This window comes from Pantoea sp. X-Soil-YNGN-844 (genome assembly GCF_059730595.1).
On the sequence record NZ_AP036007.1, the window covers coordinates 2,043,642 to 2,070,542 of the forward strand.

23 protein-coding genes are annotated in these 26,901 nt (G+C 56.7%); 9 read left to right on the top strand and 14 right to left on the bottom strand.

Annotation, left to right across the window (positions count from 1 at the left end; translation table 11 throughout):
* Window positions 1-179: 179 nt before the first annotated feature.
* The gene (locus AC6I8C_RS09545) at window positions 180-830 is read left to right on the top strand and encodes a TetR/AcrR family transcriptional regulator (RefSeq protein ID WP_497822306.1); all 651 of its coding nucleotides are present in this window, start codon (window positions 180-182) and stop codon (window positions 828-830) included.
* A gap of 610 nt (window positions 831-1,440) precedes the next feature.
* Here AC6I8C_RS09545 and rhaM read toward each other — a convergent pair.
* The 4 genes from rhaM to rhaB are packed head-to-tail and all read right to left on the bottom strand — an operon-like array spanning window position 1,441 to window position 5,319.
* On the bottom strand, window positions 1,441-1,755 hold the full coding sequence (rhaM, locus tag AC6I8C_RS09550; protein ID WP_497823330.1) for an L-rhamnose mutarotase: 315 nt from the start codon (window positions 1,753-1,755) through the stop codon (window positions 1,441-1,443).
* Window positions 1,745-2,587, bottom strand: coding sequence for a rhamnulose-1-phosphate aldolase (rhaD, locus tag AC6I8C_RS09555; protein ID WP_418162110.1), 843 nt, complete (start codon window positions 2,585-2,587; stop codon window positions 1,745-1,747). The genes rhaM and rhaD overlap by 11 nt, the downstream gene beginning before the upstream one ends.
* Before the next feature lie 10 nt (window positions 2,588-2,597).
* On the bottom strand, window positions 2,598-3,854 hold the full coding sequence (locus tag AC6I8C_RS09560; protein ID WP_095707166.1) for an L-rhamnose isomerase: 1,257 nt from the start codon (window positions 3,852-3,854) through the stop codon (window positions 2,598-2,600).
* A complete protein-coding gene (gene rhaB / locus AC6I8C_RS09565) occupies window positions 3,847-5,319 on the bottom strand; it encodes a rhamnulokinase (RefSeq protein ID WP_497822307.1) in 1,473 nt (490 codons plus the stop codon). Before rhaB ends, AC6I8C_RS09560 begins: the two co-directional genes overlap by 8 nt.
* A 291-nt stretch (window positions 5,320-5,610) precedes the next feature.
* On the opposite strand from rhaB, the gene rhaS reads away from it, so the two are divergent.
* Both rhaS and rhaR read left to right on the top strand, forming a co-directional pair.
* Window positions 5,611-6,432: an HTH-type transcriptional activator RhaS gene (rhaS, locus tag AC6I8C_RS09570; protein ID WP_497822308.1), complete on the top strand. Its 822-nt coding sequence runs from the start codon at window positions 5,611-5,613 to the stop codon at window positions 6,430-6,432.
* Between the two features lie 11 nt (window positions 6,433-6,443).
* Window positions 6,444-7,310, top strand: coding sequence for an HTH-type transcriptional activator RhaR (gene rhaR / locus AC6I8C_RS09575; protein WP_497822309.1), 867 nt, complete (start codon window positions 6,444-6,446; stop codon window positions 7,308-7,310).
* A 286-nt stretch (window positions 7,311-7,596) separates the two neighbouring features.
* Here rhaR and rhaT read toward each other — a convergent pair whose 3' ends face one another.
* Entirely contained in the window at window positions 7,597-8,631 is a 1,035-nt protein-coding gene (gene rhaT / locus AC6I8C_RS09580; protein ID WP_095707163.1) for an L-rhamnose/proton symporter RhaT, read from the bottom strand.
* A 358-nt stretch (window positions 8,632-8,989) separates the two neighbouring features.
* Between rhaT and AC6I8C_RS09585 the strand changes: the two genes are divergently transcribed.
* Both AC6I8C_RS09585 and AC6I8C_RS09590 read left to right on the top strand, forming a co-directional pair.
* Window positions 8,990-9,313 (top strand): hypothetical protein, encoded by a 324-nt coding sequence (locus AC6I8C_RS09585; protein ID WP_497822310.1) that lies wholly within the window; start codon window positions 8,990-8,992, stop codon window positions 9,311-9,313.
* 43 nt (window positions 9,314-9,356) lie between these two features.
* The gene (locus AC6I8C_RS09590) at window positions 9,357-9,455 is read left to right on the top strand and encodes a YoaK family small membrane protein (RefSeq protein WP_497822311.1); all 99 of its coding nucleotides are present in this window, start codon (window positions 9,357-9,359) and stop codon (window positions 9,453-9,455) included.
* Between the two features lie 3 nt (window positions 9,456-9,458).
* Here the strand turns inward: AC6I8C_RS09590 and AC6I8C_RS09595 are convergent, their stop codons facing one another.
* Window positions 9,459-9,725: a DksA/TraR family C4-type zinc finger protein gene (locus tag AC6I8C_RS09595; protein ID WP_013357929.1), complete on the bottom strand. Its 267-nt coding sequence runs from the start codon at window positions 9,723-9,725 to the stop codon at window positions 9,459-9,461.
* A 196-nt stretch (window positions 9,726-9,921) separates the two neighbouring features.
* On the opposite strand from AC6I8C_RS09595, the gene aldA reads away from it, so the two are divergent.
* Complete coding sequence (gene aldA, locus AC6I8C_RS09600) at window positions 9,922-11,358, top strand: aldehyde dehydrogenase (protein WP_497822312.1); 1,437 nt, start codon at window positions 9,922-9,924, stop codon at window positions 11,356-11,358.
* A gap of 418 nt (window positions 11,359-11,776) precedes the next feature.
* On the opposite strand, the gene AC6I8C_RS09605 is transcribed toward aldA, so the two are convergent.
* Window positions 11,777-13,045: an MFS transporter gene (locus tag AC6I8C_RS09605; protein WP_497822313.1), complete on the bottom strand. Its 1,269-nt coding sequence runs from the start codon at window positions 13,043-13,045 to the stop codon at window positions 11,777-11,779.
* Complete coding sequence (locus tag AC6I8C_RS09610) at window positions 13,042-14,463, bottom strand: M20 family metallopeptidase (RefSeq protein WP_497822314.1); 1,422 nt, start codon at window positions 14,461-14,463, stop codon at window positions 13,042-13,044. The genes AC6I8C_RS09605 and AC6I8C_RS09610 overlap by 4 nt, the downstream gene beginning before the upstream one ends.
* Before the next feature lie 140 nt (window positions 14,464-14,603).
* Here AC6I8C_RS09610 and AC6I8C_RS09615 point away from each other — a divergent pair, with 140 nt between their 5' ends.
* Window positions 14,604-15,518, top strand: a complete 915-nt coding sequence (locus tag AC6I8C_RS09615) for a LysR family transcriptional regulator (protein WP_497822315.1) — start codon at window positions 14,604-14,606, stop codon at window positions 15,516-15,518.
* A gap of 238 nt (window positions 15,519-15,756) precedes the next feature.
* On the opposite strand, the gene AC6I8C_RS09620 is transcribed toward AC6I8C_RS09615, so the two are convergent.
* On the bottom strand, window positions 15,757-17,352 hold the full coding sequence (locus AC6I8C_RS09620; RefSeq protein ID WP_497822316.1) for an ABC transporter substrate-binding protein: 1,596 nt from the start codon (window positions 17,350-17,352) through the stop codon (window positions 15,757-15,759).
* Window positions 17,353-17,479: 127 nt separating this feature from the next.
* Here AC6I8C_RS09620 and pepT point away from each other — a divergent pair, with 127 nt between their 5' ends.
* Window positions 17,480-18,706: a peptidase T gene (gene pepT / locus AC6I8C_RS09625; RefSeq protein ID WP_497822317.1), complete on the top strand. Its 1,227-nt coding sequence runs from the start codon at window positions 17,480-17,482 to the stop codon at window positions 18,704-18,706.
* 36 nt (window positions 18,707-18,742) lie between these two features.
* Here pepT and AC6I8C_RS09630 read toward each other — a convergent pair whose 3' ends face one another.
* Entirely contained in the window at window positions 18,743-19,519 is a 777-nt protein-coding gene (locus AC6I8C_RS09630) for a transporter substrate-binding domain-containing protein (RefSeq protein WP_497822318.1), read from the bottom strand.
* Between the two features lie 62 nt (window positions 19,520-19,581).
* On the bottom strand, window positions 19,582-20,748 hold the full coding sequence (locus AC6I8C_RS09635) for a methionine aminotransferase (protein WP_497822319.1): 1,167 nt from the start codon (window positions 20,746-20,748) through the stop codon (window positions 19,582-19,584).
* Window positions 20,749-20,873: 125 nt separating this feature from the next.
* On the opposite strand from AC6I8C_RS09635, the gene AC6I8C_RS09640 reads away from it, so the two are divergent.
* On the top strand, window positions 20,874-21,755 hold the full coding sequence (locus AC6I8C_RS09640; RefSeq protein WP_497822320.1) for a LysR family transcriptional regulator: 882 nt from the start codon (window positions 20,874-20,876) through the stop codon (window positions 21,753-21,755).
* On the opposite strand, the gene AC6I8C_RS09645 is transcribed toward AC6I8C_RS09640, so the two are convergent.
* The 3 genes from AC6I8C_RS09645 to hglS all read right to left on the bottom strand — a co-directional run bounded on the left by AC6I8C_RS09645 (window position 21,713) and on the right by hglS (window position 26,888).
* Window positions 21,713-23,377, bottom strand: a complete 1,665-nt coding sequence (locus tag AC6I8C_RS09645) for a methyl-accepting chemotaxis protein (RefSeq protein WP_497822321.1) — start codon at window positions 23,375-23,377, stop codon at window positions 21,713-21,715. The genes AC6I8C_RS09640 and AC6I8C_RS09645 overlap by 43 nt on opposite strands.
* Before the next feature lie 217 nt (window positions 23,378-23,594).
* Window positions 23,595-25,115: a carboxylesterase/lipase family protein gene (locus AC6I8C_RS09650; RefSeq protein ID WP_497822322.1), complete on the bottom strand. Its 1,521-nt coding sequence runs from the start codon at window positions 25,113-25,115 to the stop codon at window positions 23,595-23,597.
* Between the two features lie 429 nt (window positions 25,116-25,544).
* Window positions 25,545-26,888, bottom strand: a complete 1,344-nt coding sequence (gene hglS / locus AC6I8C_RS09655) for a 2-oxoadipate dioxygenase/decarboxylase HglS (protein WP_497822323.1) — start codon at window positions 26,886-26,888, stop codon at window positions 25,545-25,547.
* Window positions 26,889-26,901: the final 13 nt, after the last annotated feature.

Genomic DNA, 26,901 nt, shown 5'->3' on the forward strand with positions numbered 1-26,901 from the left:
TTTATTCGCGAAGTGGCGTGATTATGGGCTTCAGCCCCTTTTATGACTTAACCATAGGGGCGGTAAAAATGCGCTGGCGCACAAAATGACAACGCTTGCGGCTGACATTTCCAGTGGGCCTTGCACATTTTTATAATGATCGGTAATTTAATAGGGTGTTTGACTGTCTGTGAGGGTGTATGAGTCAGGTTCAGGATTGCGATATAAAGAAATGCCGCGGCCGTCCCAAAGTGTTCGATCGCGAAGCTGCGCTCGATAAAGCTCTGACCCTGTTCTGGACACACGGTTACGAGGGAACTTCTCTCGCCGATCTGGTCGCTGCCACTGGCGCAAAAGCGCCAACCCTCTACGCAGAGTTTGTGAATAAAGAGGGATTGTTTCGCGCAGCGATGGAGCGTTATGTAGAGAAGTTCAGCGCATGGCGTGAAGCAGCATTAGGCGATGATCAGTTACCGGTGGATCGGGCCATTGAGGCCTATTTCCGCTCTACTGCGGCCTGTTTTACCGAGCGCGACTCTCCCGGCGGATGCTTCTTTATCTGTACCTCAACGGCCCTGTCGGCGGCTTCGGCAGAGATTGCCGCCATGCTGCAACAGCAGCATCAGTCGCAGGAGCATGTGCTGAGTGATTTTCTGCTGGCGCGCCAGCAGCGTGGAGAACTGAGTGTAGCAGTGAATATTCCGGCGCTGTCACGTTATCTGGGTTGTATGTTGCAGGGCATGTCGGTGCGGGCCCGTGAAGGCGCAGAGCGTGACGATCTTGAGGGTATTATTGATACGCTGATGGCCATGTGGCCAACGCTGACCGGCTTGTGTCAGGCCAGGGGCTAGAAAAACAGGGCGGCATTGCCGTAATGCTGGTCTGTTAAGATTAGATTTGTAAAGGCTGCCACGGTCAGACGTGGCAGCTTTTTTTATGGGCGAGGGAGCCGCAGTGCTGGCCTGAGCACCTCTGCTGCTGCCGGGCCGTCCTCGCGCCGCTCACGCGGTACCTTCGGCTTTGACGTCGTGCCGACGAACCGTTCGGGGATCGGCCTTCCCTGGCCGGCCCCGAACTGTCCACGCTTCCCGGCGTGGACTTCTGGCCCGCCGTCACGCCTCAGCGCTGCGGATAGCCCTTTCAGCAGCAGAGGCGCTCAGGCCTTCACTCTCGTGCCCTTTTTAACAATACGCACCAGAAGCTTCAGAGCAGGCAGGGGCCGGGCAGGGGCAGGCAATCCGCAGCGCTGAACAGAATGAGTCTGCCAGGAGAGCCCGCAGGACGCGGGCGAAAGGCGGGGCGGCACAGGATGTGCCATCCCCGGCGGTCCGTCAGGCAGGCGAATGAAGTGAAGGAACCGCGCAGCGGCGCGAGGACCGCCAGCCCCTGCCCGGCCCCAGTCTGCGTTATCACCTGTCGCTTAACTGACCAGCATTACGGCATTGCCGCCCTTTTCGTCATCTAGTTCAGGAAAAACACTGGTTTTAACGGCTGACTGACAGGACTGTTATCTGCATTAGTCGGCATGAGATCTTTCATTGACGCCCACCAGCGCTGACACACCTCCGTTTCTGCCACCGCTTCCCAGCGTGCTTCAGATTCAATCTCAACGCTGGCGAACAGCAGATTCCGCTCTACGTCCAGCCAGATGGCATAGTTATGCGCGCCGTGTGCCTTCAGTGTCTCAGCCAGTTCAGGCCAGATTGGGGAATGACGACGCTCATACTCTGCATGGCAGTCGGCATTCACCTGCATCACAAAGGCTTTACGCAGCATTGGCTGGGCCCACATCCAGCGCCGGTTGCCACGGCTTCACGCCAAAGCGCTCACCCAGTGCGATCAGCTGTTCGGTGGTGATGCTCTGACGAATTCCGCCCATCGACAGCACTTTGACGATCACTTCTGACGATTTTTCCGCCGTATCAATCAGACCAAAGGTTTCATCGAGTGTCGGGCCTGTGCCAAAGACGCCGTGGAATGGCCACATCACCAGGGTGTGAGACTGCATCTGTCCGGCAGTCGCTGTGCCGATTTCATCGGTGCCAGGAACCATCCATGGCAACACACCCACGCCATCCGGGAAGACCACCAGACATTCGGTACTGCCTTCCCACAGCAAACGGGTAAAGCGGGCAGAGTCCATCTCAACCACGTAGCTCAGAGCCATAAAGTTGGTCGCATGGCAGTGCATAATCACCCGATCTGCGCCTTTACTGACGGCTTTACGTACTGCGTGAGACTGAAAGTGTGATGCCAGTTCAGAGGTCGGCAAACCACCATTCGACAGGCCCCAGTGAATTTTATAGGAAAGTCCCTTGTCATCGACCTGCAGCAGCGCCAGACAATCCGCCGGATCGAGCTGGACGTTACGCATGAATTTTCCTGACCCGGTCACCAGAAACCAGTCGTTTGCCAGCGCTGGCGCAGGCTGGGTCAGCTCAATACAGCGCGGCTCTTTATAGAAATCGGCGGCAAAGGGTTTCACCTCCTCCTCCAGCAGACGGAGGCTGACGTTACCGCCGTTACGCTCGTCCCAGCCCTTCAGCCACATGTCGCTGGTCGCTTTGACCATTCCCTTAACAAACCCGGAAGAAAGAATGCTTTGCATAGTGAAATCCTTAACGTTGGCTCAAGATCTGTTGTTCATAATGACGGACATCGCCTAACCAGCTGGCATCAGCCGGGACGTCATGGCGCAGGCACCACGCTTCCCAGACCGCCTGCCATGGCAGTGATTTTTGCTCTTCCAGCAGGGTAAGCCGTGCGGTGTAATCGCCACTGTTCTCGGCCTGGCGTAAACGGTCGGTTGGCTCCAGCAAGGCACGCAGCAGCGCTTTTTTGGTGTTACGGGTGCCGATAACCCAAGCGGCAATCCGGTTAATTGAGGCGTCGAAGAAGTCGAGGCCAATGTGCACTTTGTCGAACAGCTGATGACGGACGATCTCACTGGCGATAGCCTGGGTTTCATCATCCAGCAGCACAACATGGTCGCTGTCCCAGCGCACCGGACGACTGACGTGCAGCAGCAGGCGCGGCACATAGAGCATGGCGGCGGAAATTTTGTCGGAGATCACTTCGGTTGGATGGAAATGCCCTGCATCCAGGCAAAGCGCCGTCTGGCGACTGGCGGCATAGCCGAGATAAAACTCGTTAGAGCCTACGGTGTAGCTCTCAGCGCCTATGCCAAAAAGCTTGCTCTCAACCGCATCGATATGATGCTGCGGATTGAGTTTTTCTGAGATGACTTCATCCAGCGCACTCATCAGGCGCTCACGCGGGGCCAGTCGATCCACGGTGATATCTTTCATGCCGTCCGGCACCCAGATATTCATCACTGACGGCGTGCCCAGCTGCTCACCAAATGAGGCAGAGATGCGGCGACTCGCTTTGCAGTGGTCGATCCAGAACTGACGGACGGTTTTATCACTGTGCGACAGCGTAAAGCCGTCCGCGCTTTTTGGATGCGAGAAGCAGCTTGGGTTAAAATCGAGGCCCAGCTTATTCTCTTTGGCCCAGGCGACCCAGTTGGCGAAATGGGCAGGTTCAATGGCATCCCGGTCTACCGGCTTGTCGCTTTCAAGGTAGATAGCGTGCAGGTTCAGACGTTTCGCGCCAGGAATCAGCGACATAGCCTTGTCGATATCACTGCGTAGTTCACTGGCATTCCGTGCCCGTCCCGGGTAGTTGCCGGTCGCCTGAATGCCGCCGGTCAGTGCGCCCTGTGGGTTCTCGAATCCCCGGACATCATCACCCTGCCAGCAGTGCATGGAGACCGGAATGCGGTCCAGCTGGCGCATGGCCTGTTCAACATCAACCCCATTATCAGCGTAGCGTTGTTTAGCCAGTTCAAAAGCCTGTTCAATCTGCTTAGTCATAAGCGGGTTCCTTAGCGGGTTGACTCAGCGTCGCGAAGCGTGCCTGACTGGCACTGAAGACGCTGTGTGTTTGCGGTTCGAATTTTTCGAGTGGGAAGTTGTTAATGACGCTGCAGCGGAAATCAGCCACATCGGTCAGTTCGCCCAGGGCAATCAGCTGGCAACCCACGTTACCCAGCGTGGAGGCTTCAATCGGGCCTGCCAGTACCGGGATCTGGCAGGCATCGGCGCAGAGCTGATTAAGAAAGCGGTTCTGGCTGCCGCCTCCTACCACGTGCAACTGGCTGAAAGGCTTGCCGCGCAACTGAGCCAGTTCGTGAATGACTTCACGGTAGAGCAGCGCGAGGCTGTCAAATATGCAGCGAGCCAGCGCAGCGGCAGATTGGGGCACCTGCATGCCCTGCTCTGCGCAGGCGTTCTGAATCTCATTAACCATGCTGTCCGGATTGATGAAGCGCGCATCATTGGGACTGATGAGTGATAAACAGGCGGGCTGACGGGCTGTCTCTTCAATCAGCATGCGGAGATCGTCAATCTGCAGTTCGCTGCAGATACGCTGCAACAGCCACAGCCCCATAATGTTTTTCAGTACGCGATACCCCTCAGCGCCACCTTCGTTGGTGATGTTGGCGCGCAGTGCCGTATCGCAGGCATAGGGCTGCAGACTTTCGAAGCCCATCAGCGACCAGGTTCCTGAACTGAGATAAGCGGCGTCGTCCTGCATCAGCGGCGTTGCAAGAACTGCGCTGGCAGTGTCGTGAGTGGCGACGGCGATCACCGGAACCGCCGTGCCCGCGCGATTGATCCAGTGACCGACGGTATTGCCGGGTGCCTGCGGCTGACCGAACCACCGCGTGTCAACGCCCGCCCAGGCGAGCAAATCGCGATCCCACTCACCGCTGTGAATATTGAGCATTTGCGTGGTGGTCGCGTTGGTATATTCCCAGTTGAGATTACCGGTCAGGCGATAATGCAGGTAGTCAGGTATCATCAGCGCATGCGCCACGCGGGCCTGCCAGTCTGGCTGCTGCTGATGCAGAGCGCGCATCTGATAGAGTGTATTGAACGGCAGAAACTGAATGCCGGTTCGGGCATAAATGGCGCTGAGGCTCAGCTCATGCTGTGCCTGCTCCATCAGGCCGTGCGTGCGCGCATCACGATAGCTGACCGCTTCACCCACCTGCTCACCCTCTGCATTCAGCAGCACCATATCAACACCCCAGGTGTCGATGCCGATACTGTCAGGGACGACGCCCTCATCATCTAACTGAGCCAGCCCGGCGCGTATCTCCTGCTCCAGCATAGCCAGATCCCAGCAGTCATAACCGGCACGACGCTGGCGCTTGTTTTTAAAGCGCCGGACCTCACGCAGTGCCAGCTGGCGCTGCGCGGCATCCCAGCTGGCGAGCATGACCCGTCCGCTGGATGCGCCGAGATCGATAGCAACAATGTTTCTCCTGGTCATGGCGACTTTTCCCTGTGATTAAGTGGTCACAGAGTAAAAATCTTGCCTGGACGTCACCTTCCCGAGAATGCCAGCAGGCGTAAGTGGCTGGCAGATGAGCAAAGAACTTCGTGAGGGAGATCACAGAGATGGCAGCAGAGGCGATGTGACCCCTGCCGCAAATCTGTTAACTGCCGGGGATTTCTTGAAAAATCAGCATGATTCCTGCTGAGTCCAGCTGAAAATTCAAGGTAAGGTAACGGCGTCCTGATTAGACTGCGTTACGGTTTTGTTAAGCAGCGAGAGACGACGATGACCATATTGCACAGTGCAGATTTTTTTCCCGAAGGCGATTACGCGATAGCGATTGAACCCCGCATACCGCAGGCAGCTTTTCCGGAACATCATCATGATTTTCATGAAATTGTACTGGTGGAGCAAGGCTCCGGCATTCATGTGTTTAATGGTCAGCCGCAGACGCTGTGTGCGGGCTGTGTCTGCTTTGTGCGCGATCACGATCGTCATCTTTATGAGCAGACCGAAAATCTTTGCCTGACCAATGTGCTTTATCGCAGTCCCGTCGCGTTTCGCTTTCTCTCCGGGCTGCAGGCTTTGTTGCCTTGCGATCAGGACGGGCAATACACCTCTCACTGGCGTATCAATCATAAAGTGATGGCGCAGGCGCTGAGTGTGACAGCGAAGATGCAGCAGGATGATACCTGGTCGCTGGAGAAACAGGCGCACCAGGAACAGCTCTTTTTGCAGTTGCTGGTGTTGCTGCGGGAAGCCTGTATTGACGGGCAGAGTCAGGATCAGGAAGCACGATTGCATCGCCTGCTCGACTGGCTTGGCGACCATTACAGTGACGAGATTGTCTGGGAGGAACTGGCTGATCGTTTCTCCCTGTCGCTGCGAACCCTGCATCGGCAGATGAAGCAGCAAACCGGCAGTACGCCGCAGCGCTATCTGAACCGTTTGCGGCTGTTACAGGCTCGTCATCTGCTGCGTCACAGTGATATGCGAATTACCGATATCGCCTTCCAGTGTGGATTTGGTGACAGTAACCATTTCTCAACCCTGTTCAGGCGCGAATTTGGCTGCGCACCGCGAGCGGAGCGCCAGCAGATGTTGTAAAGGAGCAACGTATGGCATTGATACTCAGTCGGGATGACTATTTTCCCGCTACCAGTTTACCGGTGGCGGTTGCCGAAAGGATGCCCCAACCCTCCTTTCCGCCCCATCAACACGAGTTCAGTGAAATCGTGATTGTCTGGCGCGGTAACGGCCTGCATGTCCTCAACGATCGTCCCTGGCTGATAACCTGCGGCGACGTTTTTTATATCCGCGACAGTGACTGCCATAGCTACGATAGCGTCAACAATCTGGTGCTGGATAATATCCTCTACTGCCGTGACCGCTTTGGCCTTGGCCTTGACTGGAATCAGCTGCTGCCTCAACAGGGACCGGACACGCCCGGCTGCTGGCGTCTGACCACGCGCGGCATGTCACTGGCCCGTGGCGTTATCAGCCAGCTGGAGCGTGAAAGCCGCAAAAGCGATCCGCTGTCAGTACAGCTCTCTGAGGCGCTGTTTTTACAGCTGGCATTGATTCTGCGCCGCCATGGCTACGCCGCCGATCGTCCCTGGGCATTGCCGGAGGGTGAACAGCTTGATCTGCTGATGTCAGCCTTACAGGGTGCCCTTGCCCGTCCCTTCGATCTGGCGGCATTTTGTCAGCAGAATCAGCTCAGCGAGCGGGCGCTGCGGCAGCTTTTTCGTCAGCAGACCGGGATGACCATTGGTCATTACCTGCGCCAGTTGCAGCTCTGCCAGGCAAAATATCTGCTGCGCACCCAGGATTGCCTGATTAGTGAGGTCGCCGCCCGCTGTGGCTTTGATGACAGTAACTATTTCTCGGTGGTCTTCACCCGCGATACCGGTTTAACGCCCACCGCCTGGCGTCAGCGATTTATTGCGCCACGGCAGGCGCTTAAGAGTATCGAGTCTGAATAAAAAGGGCCTGCATAGCAGGCCCATTCAACACCCTTCCGGCAAGCAATTTAGCGCACTGAAATTCCCCCAATGAATTATTAGCAGCAATGATTATGCTAAAAAGCGCAGGGAACACGGCCAGAACAGGAAAGCGTCCCGCGACAGGACGTCGCGGGCCGAGCAGGCCATGGATGGCGGCTTTTGCGTCTTTCCTATCTGACCGTTTTCCCTGAGCGGGCACGATCTGACCGCCATTCTGCTAACTCTAAGGGCCTTCTTTATAAAGACACTGTCTTTATATTCGCATTCAGGCCGCCATACCCAGCCCGACGATGTTAGCGGCAATGATAATCACCACACAGCCGATCGATAACACGCTCACCGGGCGACGCCCTGCTGACTTCCACTCTTTCATCAGCAGGCCTACCAGCCCCCCACACAGGACGTAAAGGCTCATGTGCAGCATCCAGCTGACGTAGTCATACTGCGCCGGGATTCTGGCATGGCCCCACGCGTAAAAGAAGAACTGCAGATACCACATGGTTCCGCCAAGCACCGCAAAAGCGGTATTGGCAATCAGCAGCGACTTTCCGACAGAGAAGTCTTTACGTACCGACAGCTCAGGCCGGGTGGCCAGCCGCCAGAAACAGAAGGCCAGATTCACCAGTGCCCCACCGCCCATGATGATGACGTAGCTGGGTAAAGCCACATAGAGCGGATCGATGCCCAGATTAGCGGCGGCCTGATGCATCGGTTTCGCCGCGTCCATCGCAAAGGACATACCCGCTGAGAAAATGCCGCACATCACCGCCAGCAGCAGTCCTTTTCTGAGATTAAACTCTTCGGCGTTTATCCCCAGCGCCCGCTCCTTTAATAGCCCGGCACGCGTCACAATCCCAACGCCAATCAGCGCCACCAGCACGCCCAGCAGGGTTAACCGGCCCCCTGCCGAAGCAAACAGTTCGCCAAAACGGCCCTGCAAGAGTGGCGTCATCAGCGTGCCGACCACCAGGGTAATGCCAATCGCGATACCGATCCCCATCGACATGCCAAGGTAACGCATGGTCAGGCCGTAGTTAATATTGCCTATGCCCCACATCGCGCCAAAGAGAAAAACCGGCGTCAGTTGCGACAGCGTAAAACTGCTGTAATAGGCCCTGAAGTCTGGCAGTAAAATGGCACTGACCGCCCACGGCAGGATAAGCCACGACATCAGGCCGCCAATGGACCACATGGTTTCCCATGACCATCTTTTCACCTGTTTAAAAGGCGCGTAAAAACATGCGGCGCTGGCAGCACCGACAAAATGCCAGAAGATACCTGCAATAATGGCGCTGTTCATTGTTATTCCCCGGTTAGGTTGAGGCCTGTCGGAAACCTGTCAGCTTCCGTTCAGCAGGCAGTCTACGTTTTGCAGGAATTCCTCAGCCTTTGGATAAATGCCGGAAGCCGCAGCGGAGTGGCAATATTTACCCGTTATTAACGTTAAGGATCACAATTTCACAGTTGTCAGATAACCGGACAATGAATAAGGTAAGTATCTTATTATTCTGACTTTTTTATCGTTTTGCTGTGTGGCGCAGCACACTTTTAAACTGACTGCCATTTAAACTGGTATGGTGGCAAAAGGGCAAAGAAGCCTTCTTTACCGCAGACAAGGTCGTATAAACTGGGGCAAATTGATGGGAACAGGGATTGGAATGACAACGAAGTGGTTAACACTGTTTCTTTCGCAGCCAGTCAGCCGGGTGATGCTGGATGATCTCCGGGCGATACTACCTGCAGATGCGATAAAGGTGTTTGTGAATGGTCTGGATGAAACACACTATGCCACCATTGAGTGTGTGCAGGCGGAGCAACATTGCGCCCTGATCGCCTCAGCGATTGTGGTCTGGCGTCAGCTCGGCCATGTTCACCATATTATTTATAAAAAAGGCGAGGTGCTCCGTGAGGAGAACGAGGCAACCCAGTTCCAGCTTTTCACCCTGCTGAAAACCCACCGCGCAGTCCTCCAGATCTCATGATAAGATCGCGCTCCCTGAAATCGCTGTTTGCAGCAGGTTGAATATGAGAATTGGAATTCTGTTTCCGATCGCCATCATCGTGGCGGGCATGGGCTTTCTGGCGTGGTTTATTGGCAGCGGCCTGGCGATGCCAGGCTCCTGAGCGTTAGCGTAGCTGACTGTCTTTACTGCCCCGACGATTATATAAGCTGCTGGTCTGCTGCTGTTTATCGATTTTTTCCTGACACGCCACGCAGTAATGCACCCCTTTGAGTGCCTGACGGCGCGCTTCAGGAATCGGTTCGCCGCAGAGTTCACATTCGGTGGCGCTTTCGCCCTGCCCGAGCGATTGTCTGACCCGCTCAATCCCGTCGTTAACGGTGCTATCAATCTGTTCTTGTACTGCGCCGTCTCCTGCCCATCCGCTTGCCATTATTTAACCCCTTTTTCACGATTTCACCCCTTTAAATCTACAACAGATTGACGTTTTTGCCGCAGAACTCACCGATATCTGTGATTGGCTGCCAGCCGGACGCGCAAGCTGGCAATAAGCTAAAGGTCACGCTTAGCGATCTGCTTCACCCTGCTATCACATTACTGCAACGTATTGATAGCGGAGAGCCAAGCGAATGACAACACATCATCAACATTACATTAATGGCGAGTTTGTCGCCCATCAGAGTGACCAGTGGATTGAAGTCATCAATCCGGCCACTGAAGCGTTGCTGTCACGCATTCCGCAAGGCTGCCGTCAGGATGCCAGCCTTGCGATCAATGCCGCCGAAGCCGCTCAGCCGGCGTGGGAAGCGTTGCCTGCGGTTGAACGCGGTGTCTGGCTGCACAAAATCGCCAGCGCCATCCGCGACCGCGAGCCTGAACTGACGGCGACCATCGTGGCGGAAGGCGGCAAAACCCAGGGCCTGGCGAAGACGGAAGTGCTGTTCACCGCCGACTATCTCGATTATATGGCGGAGTGGGCACGGCGTTATGAAGGCGAGATCATCAACAGCGACCGGCCCAACGAAAACATCTTTCTGTTTAAAAAAGCGATTGGCGTCACCACCGGGATTTTACCGTGGAACTTTCCCTTTTTCCTGATCGCCCGCAAAGCGGCGCCTGCCCTGATCACCGGCAACACGATTGTGATTAAACCCAGCGAGCTGACGCCGAACAATGCCGCACTGTTTGCCGGGATTATCCAGACGCTGGGTCTGCCAGCTGGCGTCATTAACATTGTCTATGGTCTGGGACCGGAAGTGGGACAGGAACTGGCGGCCAATCCAAAGGTCGGGCTGGTGAGTCTGACGGGCAGCGTCGGCGCAGGTATCGCCACCATGGAAGCCGCGGCTAAAAATGTGACTAAAGTGTCGCTGGAACTGGGCGGCAAAGCGCCCGCCATCGTGATGGAGGATGCCGACCTGGATCTGGCGGTGCGATCCATTATCAGCTCACGCGTGATCAACAGCGGCCAGGTCTGTAACTGCGTGGAGCGCGTCTATGTGCAGGAAGGCATTTACGATCGGTTTATCAGCGCACTGACTACCGCGTTTAAGCAGGTGACGTTTGGCGATCCCGCCGAACGCAGTGATATCGATATGGGACCGCTGATTAATGCCGCAGCACGGGATCGGGTCGAGCAGAAAGTGGCCGATGCCGTTGCCGCAGGTGCAAAAGTCGTTCTGGGCGGCAGGCGCGCCGGAGAGAGAGGCTTTTTCTTCCAGCCTACGCTGCTGACCGATGTGCGTCAGGAGATGGCGATTATGCAGGAGGAGACTTTTGGCCCGGTGCTGCCGGTAATGACCTTTAAAACGCTGGATGAGGCGATTGCGCTGGCTAACGATTGCGAGTATGGACTGACCTCCTCAATTTATACCCGGAATCTCAATACCACCATGATTGCGCTGCGAAAACTTAAGTTTGGCGAAACCTATGTGAACCGTGAGAACTTTGAGGCGATGCAGGGCTTTCACGCCGGATGGCGTAAGTCGGGTGTCGGCGGAGCCGATGGAAAACATGGTCTGGAGGAGTATCTGCAGACCCATGTTGCCTATTTACAGTTCAGTTAAAAGCAGGTCGGTTCAACGGCCCGCTGAGATTGATAACTCTGGCTGGTTCGTTTTACAGTTGAGATCGCGCCTGCGCAGGAAACAGGGTCAGATCGGAAAGTCGCAAAATCCGCCATCCCTGGCATGCCCGGCCCGCGCAATTACGCACCTCATCCCTGAGGTGCGCCCGTTGTCGGGCCAACGCGTTGCGTTGTTTAAAAACGCTCCCGGCGTTTTTAGTACGCACCTCATCCCTGAGGTGCGCCCGTTGTCGGGCCAACGCTTCGCGTTGATCAAAAACGCCTGGCGTTTTTTTCCGGACGGCGGGACGCTTTCCTCCTCTGACCCCGTTCCCTGCACTTTGAGCTTTTTTATTGCTGCCAGAGCCTGATGTGACTATGTCAGCTGCCTGAAAAGGCCAATGAACTGGCCTGATTTGCTATGACACCCGCTTACTGCAGCGCAGCAGCGCGATACCGCTCAGCACTGCCACTGCCATCAGGTAGTAGCCTGGTGCCAGACTGCTGCCGCTGGCGGCAATAAGCATGCTGCAAATCAGCGGCGCAAACCCGCCGAATACCGTTACGGCCACGTTGTAACTGATCGCCATCCCGCTGGCGCGGGTGGTCGCCGGGAACAGATCCGCCATTACCGATGGCACCGTCGAGAAGTAGATCGACTTCAGCAGTGCCATCCAGGCCACCAGCAGGATCAGCGTGGTGGACGTGGTGTGATCGACCATCCATTTAAACGCGGGATAGATAGTGACCACCAGCAACAGCAACGATCCCCACATCAGCGGCAACCGCCCAATCCGCTCCGCCCACAACCCCATGATGGGAGTCACCACCGTCAGGATGATCCCCGCTATCAGCGTGGCAGTGAAGGCGACGGATCCCGGCAGGTGCAGCGTTTTAGTGGCGTAGGTCGGGATGTAGTTGAGCATGTAGTTGACTGCGGTCGAAATCACCATCACGCCAATCGCCAGCGTGATCAGCGCTTTCTGCCGCCCGAACAGCGTTTTCAGCGGTGCGGCTTCCTTTTCCTGCGACGCAAAGCTGGCGGGTTCCTGCACATGACGGCGGATGTAAATCCCCAGTGGCCCAATCAGCAAACCGAAAGCAAACGGGATGCGCCAGCCCCACGCCTGAATCTCACTTTCGCTCAGCCACTGTGTCAGCCCCAGACCAAAAGCCGATGCCATCAGCGTACTGGCACCCTGGGTGGCGAACTGCCAGCTGGCGATGAACGCTTTGCGCTCGGGAAAATGCTCCACCAGAAAGGCGGTCGAACTGCCAAATTCACCACCGGCAGAAAAGCCCTGTATCAGCCGCGCCAGAATAATCAGCAGCGGTGCCGCCAGACCGATGGTGGCGTAACCCGGCATAAACGTGATGATCGCCCCGCCCAGCATCATCAGATTAATCGACAGCAGCAGCGCCTTTTTGCGGCCATGCCGGTCGGCATAGTTACCCAGGACGATGGCACCCAGCGGGCGGATCAGAAAAGAGATTCCGAAACTGCCAAAGGTCAGCAGCAGCGACACCGACGGATCGCTGACCGGAAAGAAAACGTGGGCGATGTAGCTGGCAAAAAAGCCATAAACCGCGATGTCGAACCACTCCAGCGCGTTACCGATGCAGGTGGCGAACAGCGTTTTATGCAGGCTCGGTTTTACCTGCGGGGCACTTTGCGCGATGCTGCTCATTGTTCACCTCTCCGCCACTGATGGTGGCGCGTCATTAGCTGTTCGCCCTCTTCGCCCAGTTGCCAGAACAGCCGGGTCATAATCGCCAGGCCTTCGCGTGCAATTGAGGTGAGCATATGTTCGTTAACGCCATGCTGGCCGCAGGCGGGATAAGAATGTGGCACCCACAGCGTCGGCAGGCCCAGGATATCGGCAAAGACCTCATTGGGCAGTGAACCGCCGAGATTGGGCAGCAGCGCCGGTTTTTTGCCGCTGCTGCGGGCCAGCGTATCCAGCGCCCAGTCCACCAGAGGATCCTGCGGATCGAGTCGTGTTGCCGGTGAACCGCGCAGAAACTCCACGCTGACGTTATCGAAGCCATGATGATGCAGGTGACGTTCGACATGCCCCACCAGATTTTCCCAGTCGGTGCCGACCACAAAACGCAGCTGACATACCGCCGAAGCGCTGCCCGGAATGGCGTTCATGGGTCGTGCCGGATTACCGGTTTCAAAGGCCAGCACCTCCAGGGTGTTCCAGCCGTAAAGGCGTTCGGCAGGCGTCAGGCCAGGCTCGCCCCAGCCTTCCGCCAGCGCCGGGTCGCCTGGCATGCCGCCCACATCAATATCACTGAGGATGGCGCGCACGGCGTCGGTCAGGGAGTCTGGTTTCAGCGCGCCAACCTGTAATACGCCCTGCGCATTCACCAGGCAGGCGATCGCACTGGCCAGTTGAGTACCAGGGTTGCTCAGCAGTCCGCCCCAGTTACCGGAGTGGTAGGCGTTGTCACGCGCCCGAATAGTCAGACGAAAGTTCGCCGCACCACGTGAACCCAGAAACAGTGTTGGCCGCAGCGCATTAAGGCGTGGGCCATCCGAGGCGATAAAAAGATCGGCCTTTAACAGCGCCTGCTGTTGCTGGCAGATCTCAGCCAGCCCTGGCGAGCTGATCTCTTCACCCATTTCGAACAGGATTTTGCAGTTGAAGCCCAGCGCACCGCCGCGTGCCTGCCACACCTGCTCCAGCGCCGCGAGATTCACACAGTGCTGGCCTTTATTATCCGCGCTGCCACGTCCATACAGGCGTTCGCCTTCAGCTGTGAGTTGCCACGGCGATAACCCTTCGCGCCAGTTTTCATCGTCACCAAACACTACATCGCCGTGGCCATAGCAGAGCAGCGTGGGTTTTGACGGATCTTCGATACGGGTGGCGATCAGAAACGGCGGGCTGCCGGACTGCGGATTGTCAAACGGGTGTAGCGTGAATCCCATCGCCGCCAGCTGCGGGCCAATTTCCTGCTGCAGATAGTGGTCCAGCTCTGTCCGTCTGCTGGCGTGCTGGCTTTCGGTCACGCAGGCAACGCGCCGTGCCAGCAGTTGCTGAAACTCACCGCTATCGAAATAGTGCATTGCCTGGTTAACTGCCTGTTGCTCTGTCATGTTTGCCCTGTCTGTTATTTTTATCGTGCTTTATCTTTGACAAACTTCCATCTTTGCCACAATTATCAATTTATCGAGTGAGTGTTGCTTTTAAAGCAAGGCTTTGCTGCCCTTTTATGATGCGTTTTGTTGGAGTGACCATGTTAAGCAGCGAGATCCGCTATTTCCTGGCGGTCGTCGAGAGCGGCTCGCTGAGCGCCGCCAGTGAGAAACTGTTCGTGGCGGTGTCGGCGATCAGCCGTCAGATTCAGCGGCTGGAAACGCAGGTCGGTGTGCCGCTGTTTGAACGGCATGCGCGCGGCATGGTGCTGAATGAGGCGGGAGAAATTTTTGCGCATCACGTGCGTAAAAGTCAGCTTGATATGGAGTATGCGCTTGCCGAGATTAAGGGCCTGAAAGCGGTACGCCGTAGCCTGATCCGCATCGCCTGCACGGATGGCATGGCGTTCAGTCTGTTGCCTGGCCTGCTGGCGGCGTTTCGACTGGCGAATCCCGGCGCACTGTTTGCGATTAACGTGACGCACTCGCAGGGCGTGGCGGCATGCGTCAGGGCGGGTGAATGCGATGTGGCGCTGCAGTTCAGTCTGCAACCTGAGCGCAGCGTCGAGGTACTCGGCTCATGGCCTGCCCCGGTGTTACTGGCGATGCATCAGTCACATCCGCTGGCGTCACGCGAGGTGACGCTGGGCGATTTGCATCGCTGGCCGCTGGCGCTGCCGGGCCATCACACGACCGTGCGGCAGCTGTTTGATCTCTCCTGTCAGATGAATGACTGCGTGGTTGAACCGGTATTGACCTGCGACTATTTCGCCACGCTCTATCACTTTTTGCTGCATACGCCACAGGCGGTGACCATCTGCAGCGCATTTACCCTGCTGTTTGAGCGCGAGTCGCAAAATCTGGTATTGAGATCGCTGGGGGTGGATCAGCTGAGTCAGCGTACGTTGCAGCTTCAGACGGTGTCGGGTCGTCAGCGCAACGCAGCACTGACGCTGTTTCTGGAGTTTTTGCAGCAGCGGCTGACGGAGATGGATCAGCAGGTGAGGATGGGGTAAGGGTCTGCAAATATTTGCTATAAGACAGTGATGGCGAAGGGAACACGACCCGAAGAGGAAAGCGTCCCACGCCAGGACGGCGTGGGCCGAGCATGCCATGGATGGCGGCTTTTGCGACTTTCCGATCGGGTCGTGTTCCCTTCGCGTTGAGCTTATTTATTGCTGTCAGATCTATCCTGACTTTGGTGCACAAGCAGAGACTAACTACGGAGTAGGCCTCTGGGTTTGTGGCAATCGCTTACTGCTTAATATCCACCTGATAGAAGATATGCTTGCCGAACGGATCGACCTGATAACCGCTGACCGATTTGCTCACTGGCTCAAAGATGGTGGAGTGCGCAATCATCACGGCAGGCATCTGGTCATGCATTATCTGCTGCGCCTGCAGATAGAGCGCGGTACGTTTTCCCTGATCCGGCTCGGCGCGGGCTTCGGTGATTAACTTCTCGAAAGGCTGGTAGCACCATTTTGAGGAGTTAGAACCGCCCTGCGCAGAGGTGCAGCTGTAAAGCGGGCCAAAGAAGTTGTCAGGATCGCCGGTCGCGGTGGTCCAGCCCATCAGCGCCGCCTGATGCTCGCCGCTGCGCACACGTTTCAGGTATTCGCCCCACTCATAACTGACGATACTGGCTTTAATGCCGACTTTGGCCCAGTCCGACTGAATCATCTCCGCCATGCGGCGTGCATTCGGGTTGTAAGGCCGCTGAACCGGCATCGCCCAGAGCGCAATCTCGGTGCCGGGTTTCACGCCCGCCTGTTGCAGCAACGCTTTGGCCTGCTCCGGGTCGTAGTCGTAATCTTTCAGATCTTTGTCCGCACTCCAGACGCCAGGCGGCAGGATATTTTTCGCGACCGTGCCGGTGCCTTTAAATATCGCCTCGATGATCGCCTGTTTGTTAATCGCCATCGCCAGCGCCTGACGCACTTTAACGTTGTCGGTTGGCGCTTTAGTGGTGTTAAACGCCAGGAAGCCGGTGTTCAGACCCGCCTTCTGTTCCAGGGTGATATTCGGGTTGGCGCGCATCTTGTCGAGATCGGCGGGGTTCGGGAATGGCATCACCTGACACTCGTTCTTCTCAAGCTTAGCGTAACGCACGGAAGCATCCGGCGTAATGCTGAACACCAGGCGATCCAGCTTCGCCTTGCCCTGCCAGTAGTCCGGGAACGCTTTGTAGAGGATGCGGGAATCTTTCTGGTACTGCACCAGCTCAAACGGGCCGGTGCCGATCGGGTTCATATCGACCTTCTCCGGCGTCCCCGCTTTCAGCATGGCGTCGGCATATTCTGCTGAGTGAATCGACGCGAAATACCACGCGAGATCGGCAAGGAACGGCGCTTCAGGATGGGCGAGCGTAAAGCGCACGGTGTGGTCATCCACCCGGTCGATACTTTTAATCAGCGTGGAAAGCTCGAGGCTTTCGAAGTTGGAATAGGTGCCGCCAGAGACATTATGGTAGGGATTTTTGGGGTCCATCTGGCGCATGAAGGAGAAGATCACATCGTCGGCATTGAAGTCGCGGCTGGGTCTGAACTGTTTGTTGCTCTGGAAATTCACGTTTTTGCGCAGATGGAAGGTGTAGACGGTGCCATCCGGGCTGATCTCCCAGCGTTCTGCCAGGCTGGGCACCAGATCGGTGGTGCCGGGCGTGAAGTCCACCAGCCGGTTAAACACTGGCACTGCACTGGCGTCGACACTGGTTCCCGAGGTATAGAGCTGAGGGTTAAAATTCTCTGGCGATCCCTCAGAACAGTAGACCAGCGTTTTGGCGTTAACGCTGCCAGCCAGCGCTATCCCAGCCGTAACAAGCGCTAAGGTGGCTATCTTGATTTTCATTATCATCCTCGCTTTGTATTGACTTCCGGTGATCACAATATCTAAATGAATCATTCAGATGCTTCATTGATAGCACGATTCGGCACCATAGCGAACCCCGCCCATGGCTGACTAATAAGGAATAGTGATGACAGACAAACTTGAGTCGCAACTCACCGAACGATTTTTCCGTTACCTCGCCGTCAGCAGTCAGAGCGATGCCAAATCTACGACTCTGCCGAGTACGCCGAGCCAGCACGCCATGGCGGAACTGCTGGCGGATGAGCTGCGTGCGCTGGGGCTGGACGAGGTGGTGATTGATAACCATGCTACGGTGACGGCGGTTAAACGGGGCAACCGTCCAGACGCTCCGCGCATCGGGTTTATCACGCACATCGATACCGTTGACGTGGGCTTATCGCCCAATATCCACCCGCAGATCCTGACCTGGCAGGGTGACGATCTCTGTCTGAATGCAGAGCAGGATATCTGGCTGCGCCGCGATGAACATCCGGAGATCGCGCCCTACGTCGGCCAGCAGGTGATCTTCAGCGACGGCACCAGCGTGCTGGGCGCAGATAATAAAGCGGCGGTCACCGTGGTGATGACGCTGATGGCGAACCTCAAAGGCGATCATGGCGATATCGTGGTGGCTTTTGTACCAGACGAAGAGATTGGCCTGCGCGGGGCGAAAGCGCTGGATCTGGAAACGCGGTTTAATGTCGATTTTGCCTGGACAATCGACTGCTGCGAACTGGGTGAAGTGGTTTACGAGAACTTTAATGGAGCCGCGGCTGAGATTGTGTTTACCGGCGTTCCGGCACATCCGATGTCGGGCAAAGGCGTGCTGGTCAATCCGCTGCTGATGGCCCATGACTACATCAGTCTGTTTGATCGTCAGCAGACACCGGAGCACACCGAAGGTCGTGAAGGCTATATCTGGTTTAATGAGATTCAGGCCAACGCCAGCAAGGCGACGCTAAAGGCCTCCATTCGTGATTTTGATCTGGCCAACTTCGCGGCGCGTAAGCAGCAGTTGCAGCAGGCGGCAGAGGAACTGGCGGCGCGCTATCCCACAGGCGAAGTGAGCATCACGATCAGCGATATCTACAGCAATATCAGCAATGCACTGGGTGAGGATCGCCGGGCAATAGATCTGATTTTCAGCGCCTTTGCCGCGCTGGAGATTGAGCCGAAAGTGATTCCGATGCGGGGTGGCACGGACGGTGCCGCGCTGTCAGCCAAAGGCCTGCTGACGCCGAACTTCTTTACCGGTGCGCATAACTTTCATTCACGCTTCGAGTTTCTGCCAGTCTCATCGTTTGTGAAGTCCTATCAGGTGGCAGAAAAGCTCTGTTATCTGGCGGCGGGTTAAGCGGAGAAATCGGGCGCAGAACGCGCCCGATTGCGATTATGGCTTCACGCTGACATCAATACCCGGGAAGTATTTTTCAGCCAGCTTTTTGAGGGTGCCATCGCCCTGCACTTTGGCGATTGCCGCGTCCAGCGACTGCTTCAGCGGCGCGTCATCTTTACGCAGGCCGTAGCCGATGCCTGAACCCAGAATCGCGTCATCTTCGACGGGCTTGCCCACAAAACCAAACCCTTTGCCCTGAGGCTTATCGAGGAAGCCAGACTGACCGGCGGCGGACATCACCAGTGTGCCATCAAGGCGGCCAGCGACCATGTCGTTATAAACCTGGTTCTGATCCTGATACGACGTCACCGTCACGCCCTGGGTTTCCCAGTGCTTCTTCGCATAGGTTTCCTGAATCGATCCCTGCAACACACCGATGTTTTTGCCTTTCAGACCTTCGGCGGTCGGTGCCAGATTTTCACCCTTTTTCGCTACTAACATGGTCGGAATACGGTAGATCGGCTGCGTAAACGCGATGCTTTTGGCGCGCGCTTCGGTGATATTCATCGCCGAGTTAATGGCGTCGAACTTTTTCGCCTGCAGTGCCGGGATCAGCGCATCAAAGCTGCTCTCAACCCAGTGGCAGCTGAAGTTGCCTGCCTTACAGATGGCATTGCCCAGCTCAATATCAAAGCCTTCCAGCTCACCCTTTGCATTGCGGCTTTCAAACGGCGGATATTGTGACTCCACGCCGTAACGTAAATCCTGAGCTAGTGCCTGTACCGTTGTCATCATGCCCAGAGCGAGAAAAAGCGCGTTCAGTTTTTTCATTATTTATTTACTCCGAAAAGTCCTGGTTACCTGTTCCCCGTACTGAATCACGCTCGCGTGATTCAGTGAGAAAAAGCACATAGCGCAGCCGCGCCAGCCTCTAGTGTCGCTTCGTCTTTCGCAAAAGAGAGACGAATCAGTTTATTGTCTGTGCCATCCATATAAAACGCCGACAGCGGTATGGTTGCCACACCGTAATCGACGATAAGACGTTTTACCATCTCACTATCCGGTTCGTCACTGAAATGTCCATAGCTGGCCAGCATAAAGAACGAACCGGCGCTCGGCAGCAGCCGGAACGGCGAGTTCTGCATCAGATCGATTAGCCGATCGCGCTTCTGCTGATAGAAAGCGTTGAGCAACAGATAGTTTTCCGGCGTCTGCAGATAGTGTGCGAATCCCACCTGCATCGGCGTGTCGGCGGCGTACATCATAAACTGATGCACTTTCACCAGCTCGGTCATCAGCTCCGCCGGTGCCAGACAGTAGCCGACCCGCCAGCCGGTGACGTGGAAGGTTTTACCAAATGAAGAGACAATGACGCTGCGTGCGGCCAGCTCCGGGTGCGTCGCCATGCCGCAGTGCGGGCGACCATCAAAGACAATATGTTCATAAACCTCATCGGAGAGCACCACGATGTCGGTGTTGCGGATCAACGCTGCCAGCTGGTTGAGATCGTCGCGGGTCAGCACCTGCGCGCTGGGGTTGTGCGGCGTATTGATAATGATCATCCGGGTGCGCGGCGTGATCGCCGCACGCAGCTGATCCCAGTCGATAGCAAACGACGGGACCTGCAGCTTCAGGCCTATGGGCGTACCGCCCTGCAGCCGTACTACCGGCGCATAGCTGTCAAACGCTGGTTCAAAGAAGATCACCTCATCGCCCTGATGAACCAGCGCGGTAATCGCCATATAGAGTCCCTGGCTGGCGCTGCCGGTGATCAGCACTTCACTCGCGGCATCATATTTCTGTCCATAGAGCGTCTGCACTTTGCCAGCGAGTGCCTCGCGTAAGGCAGGCAGGCCCATCATCGCGGCATACTGATTGTGCCCCTCCTGCATCGCACGGCTGACTGAGTCGACCAGTGCCGGATCGCAGGGGAAACTGGGTGCACCCTGCGACAGGTTAATCGCCTGATGCTGCGCCGAAAGCTGGCCGATGACGCTAAAGATAGTGGTGCCGACGTCCGGCAATTTTGAGTGGATAGCGACAGGCGTGTTCAGGGACATATGTTCTCCGTCAGGTGCATAACTGGTCAGATGCGATAAATCGTTATTCAACGGGCTGCGGCTTGAGTCGGCAAGCGAAATGTCGTCATAATAGCCATGACAAAATTGCATAGCTGAGGTCCACCGTGTCACGCTCATCGCTGCCGCTTAATGCCATTCACGCCTTTCTGGTGACGGCCCGTCATCTCAACCTGACCCATGCTGCCCGCGAGCTCTGCCTGACACAGGGCGCGGTCAGTCGTAAGATTGCCGCGCTGGAGCAGTGGCTGGGCGTGACGCTGTTTGACCGCCATGCGCGCGGGCTGCGGCTGACCCCGCAGGGTGCCGCGCTGCTGCCTGAACTCAGCCAGGGCTTTGAGCTGATGGTTCAGGCCAGCGAAAAGGTCCGTCGCAGTCAGGTCAACCTTCGCCTGAAAGCGCCGACCTGTGCCATGCGCTGGCTGGTGCCGCGGCTGATGGCGCTGGAGCTTCACCGCCCTGAACTGCATGTGGCCCTGACCACTACCCTGAATCACGCGGCGCAGCTTGAAAACTTTGACGCGGCTATTGTCTATGGCAAGCCGCATCCTGACGGGATCTGCCTGTTCAGCGAGTCGCTGACGCCGGTGATGGCGGCTGGTCAGCCCTGCCCGGAGACGGCGGCGGCGCTGGCCGCAATGACCTTTTTGCACCCCACGTCAGACACGCGTGACTGGCAGTGCTGGTTACAGGCGCAGCAAGTAATGCTCAGCATGAAGCGAAACCAGCATTTTGCCACGATGGATTTAGCGATCAGTGCAGCGATTCAGGGGTATGGCGTGGCGATTGCCGACAGCAACCTGGTGGAGAGTGATATCGCCAGCGGCAGGCTGATTAAGCCGTTCGCTGGCGAGGTTAAAACCGGAGCCGTTTACAGTTTACTGCAGCGGCCCGCACAGGATGCGCCACCGTTCCTCGCGGAGCTGGTGGCGTGGCTCTGCAGGGATCAGAACGTCACCCAGTCGCCATTATCAGCAGGTTTCGCCTGAGGTGCACTCAGCATAGGCGCTTTTGGCGCAGCCGGTTTATTGCTGACGGCAGGTGAAGCCGGACGGTTGCTGGAAAGGCGGAACTTCGACACAGAGGCCTGCAGCGCTTCCGTCTGCAGCGCCAGCGCACTTGCGGCGGCGGAGACCTCCTCAACCAGTGAGGCGTTCTGCTGCGTCACGCTGTCCATTTCGGTAACTGCGGTGCCCACCTGAGAAATGCCCTTGCTCTGTTCTTCCGACGCAGAAGCGATTTGTTTCATAATCGCGTCCACATCCTGCACCGACTTCAGAATATTATTCATGGTGCCGCCCGTCGTGCTGACCAGCTCCGCGCCTTTTCCTACACGCTGCACCGAGTCTTCAATCAGTGTCGCAATCTCTTTGGCGGCGTTGGCGCTTCGCTGCGCCAGGTTACGCACTTCAGATGCCACGACCGCAAAACCACGACCCTGTTCGCCGGCACGTGCCGCTTCGACCGCAGCGTTCAGCGCCAGGATATTGGTCTGGAAGGCGATACCGTTAATCACGTTGGTAATCTCAGCAATCTTCTTCGAACTGCCAGAGATGCCCTCCATGGTGCTGACCACTTCACTCACCAGCTGACCGCCACGTTGTGCCGTGGTGGTGGCGGTTTCTGCCAGCAGGCTGGCCTGACGGGCGTTATCGGCGTTGAATTTCACCGTGGCCGTCAACTGCTCCATGCTGGCTGCCGTCTGCTCCAGCGCAGCGGCCTGCTCTTCGGTACGTGAAGAGAGGTCATTGTTACCGGCAGAAATCTCAGCAGCACCGCGCGAGATATTCTCGGTCCCGCTGCGAATGGCGCTGACTGCTTCGCGCAGGCTATCCTGCATGGCGCTCAGCAGCGGTACCAGTTTACCGACACAGTTGCGACCAAAATCGGCTACCGGCTGGCTGAGGTCGCCCGTGGCGATCACCGCAAAGTGGGTGCGAATGCTTTCCAGCGGACGGACCAGCATCGCCACCAGATAACGGTCGGTGAACAGCAGAATAAACAGACCGATAATGACCGTGATGGTGATTATCGTTTTGGTTGTCGCGGTGAGGTGATCCACTTCTACCCGGGTAGTATCCAGCTTTTGCGCTGCGGCCTGGCTGAATTTTTCTGCGCTGACGCCAAAGGCACGGCTCAACGGCGGGGTGACATTGTTCGCCTGCTGGCGATATGCATCAGGTGAAGCCTGACGGGCCAGCTGCAGTTGTGGCGTCACGCCCTCATCCAGCAGCTTTTGCCAGTTCTGAATCACGCCATCCACCACTTCCGGGTTCATCGGACCGGGTGCCAGCTGTTTAAACCGCGCCAGTTGCTGGGTCATACCATCCAGCGCCTGCTGCACCGGGGCATAAGCCTCATCGGTTAGCGCTTTGCCCGCCGCTTTGCCTTCTATCACGCGGGATAAGCGCGTAATGACGCGAAAATATTGATCGTTGCCTTTGCTCAGCACCGTCATTTGCTCAACCAGATGACGGTCAACCTCGTTGCCTTCGCTGAGCGCGCCAAGAGAGTGGATGCTATAAAGCCCGACGCCGCTCCACAGTAAGCAAAACAGCCCCAGAATCGTCAGCATCACTGCGCGAATGGTAAAATTTTTGAGCATTCCCATACCAAAATCCTATACACGTTGACCCGCAAGCGTCGGGCATAGGAGATTTATCGGCATTCGATAGTGAAAATGTAACTGTTTTGTTACCTATTAATTTACAGCGTTAAATATGATAGGTGTGGTTAAAAGCAATTTAATTCATAGGGTTAAAATTAATTAAGTAGATTAATTCCATTCGAATAACTTAATGGTTAGCAGCCTAATCTTCATCATCAGCTTAAAGCCTGACCATACGCGTCATCAACAGCCTGAAAAGCCGCATGCGGGCGCGCATAAAGTTTCTTTTCAGAACCAGTCCGTTCTTACGCTCATTGCCAAGTGACATTGTCACGTCATTGCCGGGATGCCAGGCTGGCCAGACAACCTCGCCTTCAAGCTGATGCTTATATTCCGTGGCGTCACGGGCGAAAGTAAACCAGTATTCGCTGACACGCGCCGCAAAAGCGCGATCGGCTTCACTGAATGGCCGCGCTTCATTGGGATCCGGCATCTGACTCAGGGTGTTCAGGACATAAGGCACTTCGTTGCCGTGCCAGGTGCCATGAGGATAAAGGTCGCGAGCGTGCTCAGAAACATAATCGAACCAGTAGCGCCAGCCCGGCATACCGGCATTGTGCTGCGCCCGCATCACCAGCCACGGCACCAGGCTGAAGGCCATATCACGCGCCACGGCACGTCCCAGCAACTGATCGTCATGGATGTCATACATCCATTTCAGCGTCCGATAGGTGAGCCGGTTTTTATCGCGCAGCTGGTGCAATACCGCGGTGGCATCCACGCCAAAATATTCCAGCACGCTGGCTTCATCACTGTTACTGCCCGCCATCAGCGGCAGACGGTGCTGTTTGCCAGCCATGAAGGTTTTCAGCATCGGCTTGGGCAGAACGGCATCGCCGGCAATCGGCACCGGCGGGATCGCCAGTTGCCCCTCCAGCGGCCAGAAGGCATCGGCGGGCAGTGCGCGCAGGTCATCCGCGCTGGCATCGGGCGGCAGGCCGAAATGGCGCGCCACTGCCACGCCCTGCTGACGCGCTTTTTTCAGCGGCGTATCCGGCAGGCTATAGGCACTTTGCACGATCCCTTTGTGGAACAGCCCTTCTGCCAGCGGCGAACAGCAAAGCGAGAGCACGCTGCGCGCGCCAGAGGATTCACCGAAAAGTGTCACATTACGGCGGTCGCCGCCAAAAGCTGGAATGTTGCGCTGCACCCACTGCAGTGCGGCAATCTGATCGAGCAGGCCAAAATTGTTTACCGTACCCGCAGCAGGGTATTCCGCATCCAGCGCAGGATGGGAGAAGAAACCGAGGTGACCCAGCCGGTAGTTCAGCGTGACCACCACCGCACCACGTGAAGCCAGCGGCTTGCCGTTGTACGGAGCCAGCCCGCCAGCACCGATGGTGAAGCCTCCACCGTGCAGCCACACCATTACCGGCAGCGGCTTTGATGGCGCAACATCGGGCGTCCAGACATTCAGGTAGAGGCAATCTTCACTAAACTCACCGGGATCGCCACCGCCCACCGCCTGACAGTATGTGCGATTTTGCCAGCCGGCAGCCCCAAATGCGGTGGCGTCACGCATCTGTTGCCAGGGCGTGACCGGCTGTGGCGGACGCCAGCGCAGCGCGCCAACCGGAGCCGCCGCATAAGGTATGCCTTTGAATACGAAAAGGTCATCGTCCATGCATCCACGCAACTCCCCCTCGGCCGTCATGATCCTTAGACCTGTTTCGTTTTTCATTCCTGTTTCCCTGTTCAGACGTTCCTCCATTATTTGCAGGCCCGCCACCATTGTCCAGGTACAGAGGGGATTTGCAGAATATGCCGAAATGTCAGAGGTGAGCATGAACATGGTGGTCAACAGGCTCAGAGCACCAATCTCAGCCAGTGTTAAGTATTGTTTATCTTTTTGCTCAGGATGAATACCGTGCCACTCCGCCTGTAAGCGGTGTCCGGCTTTGATTCTGCGCCGTTTTTTACACAGCTAAGCAGTCAGCTCGCTAACTGATTAAGATACTCACGCCGCGAAACCTGCGCTGACCGATAAAGCGTAATTTTTCTTCAGTAAGATCAGCCTGTTCCCCCTTATGCTCCGCGTCAGGACCAGGACTTTAAAAAACTGGCTTAGTGAAGGTGGTGCGGGCAACAGAGGCGTTGCCCGGCGAAAACATCAGGCCGTCTGTATTCCGCACTGTGCCAGCGAGCGCTGCTGGCGCTCTTCGTACAATGCCATTTCATCCAGTACCGCAGAGCCCAGCGCCGCTTCAAACGCCTGCCGGCTCGCCTGTCCCGCCGAACGGGCCTGCGCCCGATCGCCGAGGTTGGACTGAAAAATCCCTGCCGCGCTGACGGGCAGAAAATCCTCATAGACGATCGGGTCTGCCAGCACACGCCCCTGCCTGATCAAATCCTCCAGCGCTTCATCCTTATCCGGCGGTGTCGCGACGCCCTTTTCACTCAGGCGATAGTGGAACCAGGCCAGCCCCTGCTGGCGTAGTGTGGTCTCGTCGTCGGGGAAGTCACGGAAAATGGCCGCCAGATGCTGCTGATGCTGCTGATTGTCCTGACCGCTGCCCGCCTCGCTGAGCAGTCGATCGTAGAGCGCACGCCCTGCAGGCGTCAGCGCCGCGCCGCGCTGCTCAATTTCACCGAAGCGCGCTGTGTGGGTGCCCTGATGCCCGTCCTTAAAGATGATCGTCTCTTCCAGCGCTTTGAAGCTGGTCTGCCGCAGCAGGATCGGCACCTGACGACGCGGCGGCCCCTCGATCAGCGTTTTCGGATCGATGCCGCGCGACGGCATCAGTTGCTGGACGCGGTCGATATCGAGCGTACGCGGGGTGAGATGGTTGATGTGGCAGCCGGGAAAGCAGACGACATCTGCGATCAAGCGATGCTGCTGGTTCAGCGCCTGATAGGTCTGACTGTCCACGCTGCTGTGGGTGTGCCAGCGGAAGGTTTCCAGTGCTTCGGTCACAAATTCGGTAGCCTGAGCGTCAGTTAATCCGCCCTGCTGCTCATGTAACAGCAGCAACGCCCGACAACGGGAAGTGAAAATGTCGCGTGCGGCCAGGATCTCTGCCGCCTTTTCGCGCAGCACGGGATCGTCGATCAGTTCAGGACGTAACAGCGAGGTAAAGACCCGGAAAGGATTACGTCGCAGTGCCGCATCGGTGACTGGCCGGAACGCCGTGGAGTGAACCGGCACACCCGCCTGAGAGAGATCGTAATAGCCCACCGGGGACATCCCCATCACCGCAAACAGCTGCCGCAGCGTAGCTAATTCTTCTGCCGTGCCAACACGGATTGCGCCGTGACGTTCAAGGCTGAGCCGGCCAATTTCATCCGCGGCGGTGAGACGATCTTTGAGCGCGATATCGGCTTCCAGCGAGCGCTCGTTGACGGTGGCGACCAGCTGCATCAGCGTGCCATATTGCGGCACCTCCTGCTGATACATCGCTGACATCGCCTGAGAGAAACGGGTGCGGATGAGATCCGCACTGAGAAACTTGTCCATCTTATTCACCTGA